The organism is Pseudomonas sp. FP2300 (assembly GCF_030687595.1).
GTDB lineage: Bacteria > Pseudomonadota > Gammaproteobacteria > Pseudomonadales > Pseudomonadaceae > Aquipseudomonas > Aquipseudomonas bijieensis.
Window position 1 is genome coordinate 4,165,273 of sequence record NZ_CP117440.1, and the last position, 12,936, is coordinate 4,178,208.

Below are 12,936 nucleotides of genomic sequence, written 5' to 3' on the forward strand. Positions count from 1 at the left end.
ACGCCTTAGAGCTTGTGGCTTCCCAGCGCCATGAACCGCTCGGGCGAAGCCTTGCGCAATCGAACAGCGAGGAGCACGCCGACGATCAGCGCGGCGGGAATCACGGCACAAAGGCCGTAGGACAAGAGCTGGCTGGCGCCGGTCAGCACATCAAAATGAATCACCGCAAGGGCCAGGACCGCCAGCAATGCCAGGCACGAAAAACCCGGAAGAATCCGACCGCGCCAGAGCCCCAGCTTCAGTTCCGGATGCGCGCGGAAATAGACAAATACCGCCGCCGAGGTCAGGGCCATGAGCAGGATCACGCACAGCGTGGCCAGGTTGGAGAACCAGGCGAACAGTTGGAGGATCGGATCGGCGTCCAGCGCGGCGAAAATCAGCACCACCACCGCCGCGATCAGGCTTTGCAGGACCGAACCCATATGCGGACTCTGGTGCACACGATGGGTGGTCCCCAACCGGCTGTGCAGCAAACCGTCGCGGCCGATGGCATAGAAGTAACGAGCCGCGGCATTGTGGAACGCCAGCAACCCGGCGTAGATGCTGACCATGAACAGCACGCGGATGATCTGGGTCAGGTACGGGCCGACAAAATGATCGGACATGCCGTAGATGAAGGTGGTGGGATCCTGGAGCGCCTGCAGGGTCGGCACGATCTTGTCCGCCCCGACGCCGACGATCATCGACCAGACCGACAGGGCATAGAAACCACCGATCAACAGCACCGAACTGTAGGTGGCGATAGGAATCGTACGATGCGGGTTCCTCGCCTCTTCGCCATAGATGGTGGTGGCCTCGAAGCCAATGAAGGCAGCGAAGCAGAACAGCAAGCCGATTGACGGCGTACCACTGAACACATGGCTGCGCTCGAACGAATCGAGATTGATGCCGCTGTCGCCACCGGTCTTGAGAATGGCGAAATCCAGCGTCAGGATCGCCAAGTACTCGGCAACCACCACCACCGACAGGACCCGGGCCGACAGGTCGATCTTGCGATAGCCGAGGATCGCAATGCTCGCCATTGCCAGGAGCGAGTAAGTCCACCACGGCAAGTCCAGGCCAAAGACGCTGGCCATCGTGCCACTGACCACGCCACCGAACATGCCATACAGGCCCACTTGAAGGATGTTGTAGGCAAACATCGCCAGCACCCCCGCCGCCCCACCGGCCAGGCCACCGAGGCCACGGGAGGTGAACGCGTAGAAGCCACCGGCGTTGGTCATGTGCCGGGACATGGCGGTGTAGCCCGCCGAGAAGGCCAGCAACACCAGCAGCGCCAGGAGCAGCAATGCCGGTGTGCCGGCGCCGTTGCCCAACATGATGCCAATGGGGAAACCGCCGGCGATGACACTCAAGGGGCTCGCCGCCGAAATCACAAAGAAGATGATAAAGCCGACGCCCAGGGCGCCGCGCTTCAACTCCGTCGAGCTGCTGATCGGGAAAGATACACTCATTGTTCTTGACCTTATTGTATGAGGCAGTTGTTGCTGGATCGGAGACGGCCAGCTTCGCCGACTTCCAAAAGCTTATTGTTCTGCTTGCACGCTGGATTCGATGCTAGGCCCTTGCCAAAACCCTTCGCTATCCCAAAACGGCAGCATCCGAAGCCGTGCCCCAAAACAGGTCGGCCCATTGTCGGAACGCCGATCATGTCCCTGGACCAAACAACACGCCCCGTGGCGAGGGAGCTTGCTCCCGCTGGGCCGCGTAGCGGCCCCTCTTTTTTTTGGGGGGCCTGCTGCGCAGTCCAGCGGGAGCAAGCTCCCTCGCCACGGGTTCTGCGTTTTCTGGAGTGACCCGCATTAGCCCAACGGCTGCCGATTCGGGATAACGGGAAGGCGCATCCTGCCGCAAGATAACCTCGCCCACCGCTCAGACAGCGCTGGGCCCAAAACAATAAAAACCCCCATGTGTAGGAAAACTTCAGCATGTTCTTCGCTCGTCTCTCTATCCAATGGCGGATCACACTCTTGAGTGGGCTGTGCCTGCTGGCCGTCGTCGGGGCATTGACCGGCGCCTCCCTGTATCAGAACCAGCAAGGCGCGACGCTGCTCAAGCAGCAAAGCGGTCAACTGTTGGGGCGCTCGGCCCTGGAAGGCCTGCAGGCTCAGGCCCTGGCTCATGGTCAGCGGGTGGAACGCTTCTTCAGCGAAACAGCGATCTATGGGGAAGGTTTCGCCCAGCAGGTCTTGCAACTGCGCGCCCAGGCACTGAACGGGCGACTGACGCCAGGACAGTTGCGCCAGGACCTGATCAGCGCGACCCGTCAGGCACTTATGGATCGCGGGAAAGTGCTCGGCTTCTACGTCGTGCTGCTGCCCGACGCGCTGGCCGGTGACGATGCCGGTTTCGCGGGCCAACGCAGCCTGGCCGGCAACGAAAACGGTCGCTTTGCCCTGTACTGGTCGCAGAGCCAACCCGGACATCTGGTCCAGGAGGTGCTCAGCGAAGCCCAGATCAGTGCCAACACGGCGCCGCCGGGCAGCGAGCCGGCGAACGCCTGGTACGTCTGCCCACAGACCCAGGGGCACACCTGCGTGACGGAGCCCTACGCGATTGAAGTCGAAGGCCAGAAAACCCTGATGAGCAGCATTTCCATCCCGCTGTCGGACCAGGGCAAAATCATCGGTGTGGTGGGCATGGACATCAGTCTCGGGACCCTTCAGGAACTCGCCGCCCAACTGGCCGACGACCTGTACCCCGGCCACAGCGAGATCAACATTCTTTCCCCTTCAGGGCAAACTGCCGGCCATAGCGGCAGTGTGACCGACACCTCAGTCGACGTTCGACAAGCCGTGCAAACCGTTCCCGCCAATACCCCCTGGCAGTTGCAGATACGCGTGCCGCAAGCGCTGGTGCAAGCGCCGGCCCTGCAAATGCAGGCACAGCTGGACGACAAGCATCGCCAGGCCAACTGGTTCAACCTCGGTCTGGGCTTGCTGGCTGCCGGTTTGGGACTATTGCTTATCTGGCTCACCGCTTATGGCGTGACCCGGCCGCTGCTGAGGGTAGCGCATATGCTCGATGCGATTGTCGAAGGCGATGGCGATCTCACCCAGCGCCTGCCCAATGACCGCCACGATGAACTGGGCCAACTGGCGAATGGCTTCAACCGCTTTCTCGACAAATTGCAGCCCATTATTCGCGATATCCAGCAAGCGTCCCTGGACACCCGCAACACCGCCGATACGTCGGCGCAGGTGGCCCGGGAAGTCAGCGCGGGCATGCACACGCAGTACCGGGAAGTCGAGCTGGCAGCCACCGCCCTGCATGAAATGAGCACCAGCGCCCAGCAAGTGGCCCGCCACTCCCACCAGGCGGCCGATGCCGCTACCGTCGCCGAAAATGCCAGCCGTTCGGGGCGTGAACTGTTCGCCGATGCGGTCACCAGCATCGATCACCTCGACCGGCGCCTGGAGACCACGCTCGGGCAAGTGCAGGCGTTGGCCGGCAGCAGTCAACACATCGGCCAGGTGCTGGACGTGATCTGCGCCATTGCCCAGCAGACCAATCTGCTGGCCTTGAATGCCGCCATCGAAGCAGCCAGGGCGGGTGAACAGGGCCGCGGCTTCGCGGTGGTGGCTGACGAAGTCCGTCATCTGGCCAGCAACACCCAGAACTCGGTCGAGCAGATACGCACGGTGATCGAAGCGCTGCAGCAGTTGAGCCAGGAGGTCGTGCACAGCACCCAACTGAGCCGCGAACAGGCCAGGGACAGCGTCGCTCAAGTCGGAAAAACCCATGCGGCGCTGCAGCACATCAGCGACGCCGTGGCAGTGATCGAACACATGAACCAACAGATCGCCAGCGCGGCCCTGGAGCAAAGTGCCGTGGTAGAAGACATCAGCCATCGCGTCAGTGACATTCGCGGGATCAGCGAGACCTTGACCGGCCGAATGGAGGAAGCCTCTCAGGCAAGTCACTCGCTGCATACCATGGCCAACCGTCAACAGCAGTTGGTGGGGCATTTTCGGATTTAGCGGCCTGTGTGATTACACAATTTCACAGAGCGCCTACAAAGCTTCACCCCTGTCATGGGCCTGGATCCCTACCATGGGCGGCTCAATATTGGGGAAGCACCATGTCCAAGATTCCTGTCGTCACACTGGGCCTGTTGGTCGGGACACTGCTGCTCAGTGGCTGTGATAGCACCTCGACCCCTGAAGCCTCCGCCCCGCTGGCAAGCGTGCGTGTCGAAACCGTCCAGGCCCGGCCACTGTCGATCAGCAACGAGCTGAGCGGCCGTATCGCCGCGCCGCGAGTGGCCGAAGTCCGGGCGCGGGTGGCCGGCGTGGTCTTGCAGCGAGTGTTTCGCGAAGGCAGCGATGTGAAGAAAGGCGATGTGCTGTTTCGCATCGATCCGGCGCCGTTCAAGGCCGACCTGGACAGTGCCGAGGCGGCGTTGCGCAAGGCCGAGGCCAATGCGTTCCAGGCCCGCTTGCAGGCACAGCGTTACGCTCAGTTGATCGATGACAAGGCGATCAGTGGCCAGGATTACGACAACGCCCGGGCCAGCGTGCGTCAGACCGCAGCCGATGTCGCTGCCAGCAAGGCCGCCGTAGAGCGGGCGCGGTTGAACCTGGGGTACGCCACGGTGACCGCGCCGATTTCCGGGCGCATCGGTCGCGCCCTGGTGACGGAAGGCGCCCTGGTGGGGCAGAACGAAAGCACGCCGTTGGCGCTGATCCAGCAACTGGACCCGATCCACGCCGACCTCACGCAGTCGACTCGCGAACTCAACGACCTGCGCCGCGCCTTTCGCGCAGGGCTTTTGCAAGCGGTCGGCCAGGGCCAGGCCAAGGCTACGTTGATTCAGGACGACGGCAGCCCTTACCCGCTGCCCGGCAAGTTGCTGTTCACCGACCTCAGCGTTGACCCGAGCACCGGCCAGATAACCCTGCGCAGCGAATTCCCCAACCCCGACCTGGACCTGCTGCCCGGCAGCTTCATTCGCGTGCGCCTGGAACAGGCGGTCAACAGCCAAGGCATCACCGTGCCGCAACGGGCGATCCTGCGAGACAGCGCCGGGGTCGCCCAGGTGTTGCTGCTGGACGCCGAGCAGAAGGTCAGCCAGCAACCGGTGCAATTGGGTGCCGCGCAAAACGATCGCTGGGTCGTCACCCACGGTTTGAAACCCGGCGACCGCATCGTCATCGAAGGCCTGCAACACGCCCGGCCCGGTGACCAGGTCCAGATCGATGACACCCCACTTCCCCTCGCCCAGGTTCCCGGGCCACAGGCAGGACACTAAGCCATGCCGCAGTTTTTCATCGACCGTCCGGTATTCGCCTGGGTCGTCGCGTTGTTCATTCTGTTGGCCGGTATCTTGGCCATTCCACAACTGCCGGTGGCGCAATACCCGGTCGTGGCGCCGCCACAAATCGAGATCTACACCGTCTACCCAGGCGCTTCGGCGCAAACCGTGGACGAAAGCGTGGTCAGCCTGATCGAGGAGGAGCTCAACGGCACCGACAACCTGCTGTATTTCGAGTCCCAGAGCAGCCTGGGCAGCGCCACCATCACCGCGACCTTCCAACCAGGCACCAACCCGGAACTGGCCCAGGTCGACGTGCAGAACCGCCTCAAGGCGGTGGAGTCGCGCCTGCCGCAAGCGGTCACACAGCAGGGCTTGCAAGTGGACAAAGTCTCCGCCGGCTTCCTGCTGCTGATCACCCTCACCTCCAGCGACGGCAAGCTCGACGACGTGGCCCTCAGCGACTACCTGGCGCGCAACGTGATGAACGAGATCAAGCGCCTGGACGGTGTCGGCAAGGCCCAGTTGTATGGGGCTGAGCGCGCCATGCGGATCTGGATCGACCCGCAGAAACTGGTGGGCTTCAACCTGACCCCGGCTGACGTCAATGCCGCCATCGTGGCGCAGAACGCCCAGGTGTCGGCCGGTAGCCTGGGGGATTTGCCGAGCCGCAGCACCCAGGAAATTACCGCGACCATCGTCGTCAAAGGCCAGCTCAACACGCCGCAAGAGTTTGCCGACATTGTGCTCAAGGCCAACCCCGATGGCTCGACGGTGCGCATCGCCGACGTAGCCCGGGTGGAAATCGGCAGCCAGGAATACCAGTTTTCCACGCGCCTGAACGGCAAGCCCTCCACCGCCGTGGCGGTGCAACTGTCGCCGGGCGCCAATGCCTTGAACACCGCGACCCTGGTGCGCAACAAGATGGATGAGCTGTCGCGCTACTTCCCGGCCGGTGTGGAATACAAGATTCCCTACGACACGTCGCCGTTCGTCAAGGTCTCGATCACCAAGGTGATCTACACCCTTGGCGAGGCAATGTTGCTGGTGTTCGCCGTGATGTTCCTGTTCCTGCAGAACATCCGCTACACCCTGATCCCGACCCTGGTGGTGCCGGTGGCGCTGATGGGCACCTTCGCCACGATGCTCGCGCTGGGGTTCTCGATCAACGTGCTGACCATGTTCGGCATGGTACTGGCCATCGGCATCCTGGTGGACGATGCCATCGTGGTGGTGGAGAACGTCGAGCGGATCATGGCTCAGGAAGGGCTGTCGCCCAAAGAGGCCACGCGCAAGGCCATGGGGCAGATCACCGGCGCGATCATCGGCATCACCCTGGTGCTGGTGGCGGTATTCATTCCGATGGCCTTCATGCAGGGTTCGGTGGGGGTGATCTACCGGCAGTTCTCGCTGTCGATGGCGACGTCGATCCTGTTCTCGGCCTTCCTCGCCTTGACCTTGACCCCCGCGCTCTGCGCGACCTTGCTCAAGCCTGTCGCCAAGGGCGATCACCACAGCCAGGGCGGCTTCTTCGGCTGGTTCAACCGTGGCTTCGAACGATTCGGCGACCGCTACCAGGGTTGGGTGGCCTATGCGTTGAAACGCAGCGGCCGTTATCTGCTGATCTACGGCGTGTTGCTGGTAGGCATGGGCCTGCTGTTCAGTCGCCTGCCCTCCTCGTTCCTGCCCGTGGAAGATCAGGGCTACACCATCACCGACATTCAGCTGCCACCGGGTGCCAGCAAAAACCGGACGGTGCAGGTGGTGGAGCAGATCGAAGCCCACAACGCCGGCGAACCGGGGGTTGGCGACAGCACGATCATTCTCGGTTTCAGCTTTTCCGGCAGCGGGCAGAATGCGGCCCTGGCCTTCACCACCCTCAAGGACTGGTCGCAACGCGGCGCCGATGATTCGGCGGCGTCCATCGCCGAGCGCGCCAACCTGGCGCTGAGCCAAATCAAGGACGCCATGGCGTTCTCGGTACTGCCGCCGCCGGTAGACGGCCTAGGCACCTCCAGCGGTTTCGAGTTCCGTCTGCAGGACCGTGGTGGCCTCGGCCATGCGACGTTGATGCAGGCCCGCAGCGAATTGCTTGCCGCCGCCGAAAAAAGCCCGATGCTGATGAATGTGCGCGAAAGCGCCCTGGCCGAAGCACCGCAGGTGCAATTGGAGGTCGACCGCAAGCAGGCCAATGCCCTGGGCATTTCCTTCGCCGACGTCGGCAGTGTGTTGTCCACGGCAGTGGGTTCGGCCTACATCAACGACTTCCCCAACCAGGGGCGCATGCAGCGGGTGGTGGTCCAGGCCGAGGGCGACCAGCGCAGCCAGGTCGAGGACTTGCTCAAGATTCATGTGCGCAACAACAGCGGGAAGATGGTCCCTCTGTCCGCATTCGTCCAAGCCCGCTGGACCCAGGGGCCGGCGCAATTGACCCGCTACAACGGCTATCCGGCGGTGAGTATTTCCGGCGAACCGGCACCGGGTTATAGCACCGGGCAAGCCATGGCCGAAATCGAACGACTGGTGGCCCTGGGGCCGACAGGCCTGGGCCAGGAATGGACCGGGTTATCCTTGCAGGAACGCTTGTCCGGTAGCCAGGCGCCCATCCTGTTGGGCCTGTCGCTGCTGGTGGTGTTCCTGTGCCTGGCGGCGTTGTACGAGAGCTGGTCGATCCCGACCTCGGTGTTGCTGGTGGTGCCGCTGGGTGTGCTCGGCGCGGTATTGGCCGTGTCGTTGCGCGGCATGCCCAACGATGTATTCTTCAAGATCGGGCTGATCACCATCATCGGCCTGTCGGCAAAGAACGCGATCCTGATCATCGAGTTCGCCAAGAGCCTGTACGACGAAGGCCACGACCTGATCGATGCCACACTCCAGGCCGCACGCCTGCGCTTGCGGCCGATCATCATGACCTCCTTGGCGTTCATCCTTGGGGTGGTACCGCTGGCGATTGCCACCGGTGCCAGCTCGGCGAGCCAACAGGCCATCGGTACCGGGGTCATCGGCGGGATGATCAGCGCCACGCTGGCGGTGGTGTTCGTGCCGGTGTTTTTTGTGGTGGTGATGAAGCGTGTCAGGCGTGTTGGTGCAAAGTGAGGCTAGGCCTTATAGCCGGCCTGGTTTTCCCGGTCGTACTCCGTTCCCATTGTGGGAGCTGGCTCGCGATGGCGGCCTGGCAGCCGACCTGGCTCTCCTGGTCGTACACCTGTCAGATCTGTGGGAGCAAAGCTTGCTCGCGATGGCGGCGGCACATTCAGTGTGGATGCAAGCAGCCCCACCGCCATCGCGAGCAGGCTCGCTCCCACAGTTTGATCTTCGACAGGCACAGAATTCATCTGCCCCACAGGCCCCTGTGGGAGCGAGCAGGCTCACGAAGATGGCAGCGAGCCCAGCGATCAGTCCGCCTGCACCGTGACTTGGCGCTGTTCGCCCAAGCCGTCGATCCCCAGGCGAATGGTCTGGCCCGGACGCAGGAACACTGGGCTGGGCTTGATACCCAAGCCGACGCCAGGCGGTGTGCCGGTGGAGATCACATCCCCCGGTTGCAGGCTCATGCAGCGGCTCAGGTAGGCAATCAATTGCGGCACGCTGAAGATCAGCGTTCGGGTATTGCCGTTCTGGTAGCGGTGTCCGTCAACCTCCAGCCACAGATCCAGCGTATGTGGGTCGAAGATTTCGTCCCGGGTCACCAGCCAGGGCCCAAGGGGGCCGAAGGTGTCGAAGCCCTTGCCCTTGTCCCAGGTGCCACCGCGCTCCAGCTGCCACTCGCGTTCGGACACATCGTTGATGACGCAGTAGCCGGCGACATGCTCCATGGCGTTCACTTCGTCGATGTAGCGCCCGCCTTTACCGATGACCACGCCCAGCTCGACTTCCCAGTCGGTCTTGAGCGAGCCGCGGGGGATCTGGATGTCGTCGTTCGGCCCGCAGATAGCACTGGTCCACTTGTTGAAGATGATCGGTTCTTTCGGCACCTCCATATTCGACTCGGCCGCATGGTCGGCATAGTTCAGGCCGATGCAGATAAATTTGCCGACCTGACCGACGCAAGCACCGATCCGTGGCTGGCCGGTAACGAGCGGCAGGCTGCGCGGGTCGAGGGCGGCGAGCGCTGCCAGGCTGTCCGGGCCGAGGACCTGACCGGCGATGTCCGGCACGTGGCCCGAGAGGTCGCGGATTAGATTGTCATCATCCAACAACCCAGGTTTTTCCGAACCTTTTTCGCCGTAACGCAACAGTTTCATGAAGTGCTCCTGCTCAATTGAAAATTCAGAGGCTCATGCCGCCATCGATCACGTGTACCGCCCCTGTAGTGTAGGCAGACGCATCGCTGCCCAGGTACACCGCCAACTGCGCGATCTCTTCAGTACTGCCGATGCGCCCCATGGGCTGACGGTCGAGGAATTGCCGGTAGACCTCTGCTTCATCGACACCCTGCCGCGCGGCCTGGTCGGCGATGCGCTGGCGCAGCGAAGGCGAATCCACGGTGCCCGGGCATATCGCGTTGCAACGGATGCCCTGGCTGACGAAGTCGATGGCGATGGATTTGGTCAGGCCCACCACCGCCGCCTTGCTGGTCGCATAGGCGAAGCGATTGGGCACGCCTTTGATGCTGGAAGCCACCGACGACATGTTGATGATCGAGCCGCCACCACGGGCCAGCATGCCCGGCAGGAACGCACGGATCATGCGGTACATGGCCGTGACATTGAGGTCCATCGAACGCGCCCAGGCCACTTCATCGCACTCCAGGATATTGCCGCTGTGCACAAAGCCTGCGCAGTTGAACAGCACATCGAGCCCGCCGATGCGTTCGCAGGCGGCGCTGATGGCCGCGGGCGACGTGACGTCCAGGGGCATGGCGGTGATCCCTTCGATCCCCGTCAGGGCACGGATATCGATGTCAGTGGCGAACACCTCGGCACCGGCCCGGGCGAAGGCCACGGCGCTGGCCAGGCCAATGCCCTGCCCCGCGGCCGTCACCAGTACGCGCTTGTTGTGTAGATTCATGCAGCCTCCAGTTGCGCTGCCGTGGCGGCGCTCTTGGGTGTCCTGCCGAGCATCGAGGCGGGAATGGCCAGGATCAGCCCGCCACTGACCAACAGACACAGGGCCAGTACATAGGTGCCGTTGTTGATATTGCCCGTCAGGGTTTCCGCCACTGCAGTGATCATCGAACCGGTGAAGCCCGACAGGTTGCCGATGGCGTTGATCATGCCAATCCCGGCTGCGGCGGCGACGCCCGACAGCACGGTCCCCGGCAGAGTCCAGAAAATCGGCATCAGGCTGAGGATTCCGGAAGCGGAGACGCTGAGAAAGAGCACGGACAACACCAGGTTGTCAGCGAAGAAGGCACTGAGGATCAGGCCGGCACCGCCAATGAAGGCCGGAATCGCCGCGTGCAGGCGCCGCTCACCAGTGCGATTGGAGTGCCGGGCGTTGAGCAGCATCGCCACCACCGCCACCGAGTAAGGGATGGCGGTCAGCAAACCGATGTGCAAACTGTTGGTAATGCCGGTGCTCTTGATGATCGAAGGCATCCAGAACGCCAGGCCATAAAAACCGGTGTTGAAGGTCAGCAGGATCAACACCAGCAACCACACCCGAGGATTGAAGAACACTTCGCTCAAGCGGGTAGCCTTGCCCTGGTTGTCGGTTTGCAGATTGGCCTTGAGCAGGGCTTTTTCCGCGACGCTCAGCCACTTGGCTTTATCGATGTTGTCCGCCAGGCAGACGATCACCACGAACGCCATGATGATCGAAGGAACGCCTTCGATGAGCAGCATCCATTGCCAGCCGGACAGGCCATGCACCCCTTGCATGCTATTCATCAGCCAACCGGAGAGTATGCCGCCCAGGGTCAGGCTCACTGGCAACGCCAACAGGAACCCGGACATCACCCGGCTCTGCCGATGGGTTGGAAACCAGTAGTTGAGGTAGAGAATCACGCCGGGGAAAAAGCCCGCTTCGCAGATCCCCAACAGGAAGCGCAGCACGTAGAACATCGTGCTCGATTCGATGTGAAAGAAAGCCGCCAGCGGCACGGTGTAGGCCACGGCCATGGAGATCACCGCCCAACTGAGCATGATCCGGGCGATCCAGAACCGTGCGCCGAAGCGATGCAGCAACAGGTTGCTGGGGACCTCGAAAAGGAAATAGCCCCAGAAGAACATACTGGCGCCCAAGGCATAGATGGTGTTGCTGAATTGCAGCTCGTTGAGCATGTCGAGCTTGGCGAACCCGATGTTCACCCGATCGAGGTACGCCGCCATGTAGCACAACAGCAACACGGGCAGGATCCGCCAGATGACCTTGCGGTAGGTCCGGTCTTCAAAATCGAGCTCGCCAGCTTGCGCCTGGGCGGGCAACTGCTCGGAGATGGTTTGCATGAGGTAACCCCTGATTGTTTTTATTGGGTCACGTCGAATGAGCGAATCATCCGGCGATTGAACGAGGACTCTACTGTCGGGAATCGATTCTTTCCCAATGGCATTTTTGGATTAGTCGATAACGAGGCGTTATCAACTAACCCTCAAGTTCATGGAACCTGTAGCGAGTCATCTGTGGGAGCAAGGCTTGCCCGCGATGAAGACGACGCGGTCTGAGGGGAAACGAGGCGCCTGCATCGCGGGCAAGCCTTGCTCCCACAGACTCATCTTGTCCTTAAGCAGGCTGCATGGCGGCCAAGCGGGCGTTATCCTTGAGGATCTCGGCGAACTCCAGTGCCGCGCCTACCAGCGGCTCATCCTTTCGCGTGAGGATGCCGTAGTCCTGTGGTACCAGGTGCAAGGGGGTGTCGAGGGTCTTGAGCTGGCCGCTTTCGAGCAGCGGATCGACCATGGCGTTGGGCAGCATGCCGATCATGGGCCCGCGTTGCAGCACCTGGAGGAAGGTCTGCATGGAAATGGTATCGATGGTGTTGCGCGGCATCGCAACCCCGGCCTCGGCAAAGGCCAGTTCCATGCGAGCGCGGATCGGCGTGCCGACCGGGTAGAGGATCCACGGCAGGTCCACCAGTTGCTGCAGGGACGTCGGCCCGGCGTTCGCCAGCGGATGACGGTCATTGACCACGATGCAGAACGGCTCCGGAGCCAAGGGCTGGAAATCGTAGCGCTGTTGCTGGCTTTGCTCGGTAAACCGGGCCACCGCCAGATCGAGCTTTTTCTCCTCAAGCATCTTCATCAGATGGTTGCTGGTCTGCTCCACCACCTCGATAGACAGCAAGGGCCAGCGTTGCTTGATCTGCAAGATCGCCTCGGGCAAGGCCACCGCCGTCGCGGCAAAGATACCGCCGACCTTCAGGTAACCATGGCCGCCTTCGCGCAGGCTGCTGATTTGTTCGACGAACGAACGTGCGTCGTTCAAGGCGATCTGCGCGTAACGCAGCACATGTTCACCCAACGCGGTGGGCGGCATGCTTCGGGGGCGACGTTCGAACAGAGCGAAGCCGAGCAGGCTTTCGATTTCCTTGAGCATCTTGCTCACGGCCGGCTGGCTGAGGTTCATCTGCTCGGCCGCCAAATGCATGTTGCAGGTGCGCCCCAAGGTATCGATCAGCAGCAGATGGCGGAATTTGAGCCAGCCGCAGAAGCTGGAGAAAGACAGGTCGGACATGGGCAATCCTCGACGATGCAATAACCGGACGTTATCAGATACTGAATATATCTCATTGGAGTTCATCA

General features: G+C 62.1%; 7 protein-coding genes and 2 pseudogenes. 4 read left to right on the forward strand and 5 right to left on the reverse strand.

Annotated features, from left to right (window positions below):
- Positions 1–5: 5 nt before the first annotated feature.
- Entirely contained in the window at positions 6–1,454 is a 1,449-nt protein-coding gene (locus tag PSH86_RS18275; protein WP_109753220.1) for an APC family permease, read from the reverse strand.
- A gap of 822 nt (positions 1,455–2,276) precedes the next feature.
- Between PSH86_RS18275 and PSH86_RS30635 the strand changes: the two are divergent.
- The 4 genes and pseudogenes from PSH86_RS30635 to PSH86_RS18290 all read left to right on the forward strand — a co-directional run.
- Positions 2,277–3,074, forward strand: a pseudogene (locus PSH86_RS30635) (cache domain-containing protein); the annotation flags it as partial.
- A gap of 375 nt (positions 3,075–3,449) precedes the next feature.
- A pseudogene (locus PSH86_RS30640) lies at positions 3,450–3,980 on the forward strand (methyl-accepting chemotaxis protein); the annotation flags it as partial.
- 101 nt (positions 3,981–4,081) lie between these two features.
- A complete protein-coding gene (locus PSH86_RS18285; RefSeq protein ID WP_109753222.1) occupies positions 4,082–5,251 on the forward strand; it encodes an efflux RND transporter periplasmic adaptor subunit in 1,170 nt (389 codons plus the stop codon).
- A gap of 3 nt (positions 5,252–5,254) precedes the next feature.
- Positions 5,255–8,350 (forward strand): efflux RND transporter permease subunit, encoded by a 3,096-nt coding sequence (locus tag PSH86_RS18290; protein ID WP_176687614.1) that lies wholly within the window; start codon positions 5,255–5,257, stop codon positions 8,348–8,350.
- A gap of 299 nt (positions 8,351–8,649) precedes the next feature.
- On the opposite strand, the gene PSH86_RS18295 is transcribed toward PSH86_RS18290, so the two are convergent.
- From PSH86_RS18295 to PSH86_RS18310, 4 genes are all read right to left on the reverse strand, one after another.
- Entirely contained in the window at positions 8,650–9,498 is an 849-nt protein-coding gene (locus tag PSH86_RS18295) for an ureidoglycolate lyase (protein WP_305484072.1), read from the reverse strand.
- 25 nt (positions 9,499–9,523) lie between these two features.
- Positions 9,524–10,264 (reverse strand): SDR family oxidoreductase, encoded by a 741-nt coding sequence (locus PSH86_RS18300; RefSeq protein WP_116832714.1) that lies wholly within the window; start codon positions 10,262–10,264, stop codon positions 9,524–9,526.
- The gene (locus PSH86_RS18305) at positions 10,261–11,643 is read right to left on the reverse strand and encodes an MFS transporter (RefSeq protein WP_163858149.1); all 1,383 of its coding nucleotides are present in this window, start codon (positions 11,641–11,643) and stop codon (positions 10,261–10,263) included. Before PSH86_RS18305 ends, PSH86_RS18300 begins: the two co-directional genes overlap by 4 nt.
- Before the next feature lie 274 nt (positions 11,644–11,917).
- On the reverse strand, positions 11,918–12,868 hold the full coding sequence (locus PSH86_RS18310; protein WP_109753228.1) for a LysR family transcriptional regulator: 951 nt from the start codon (positions 12,866–12,868) through the stop codon (positions 11,918–11,920).
- Between the last annotated feature and the right edge of the window lie 68 nt (positions 12,869–12,936).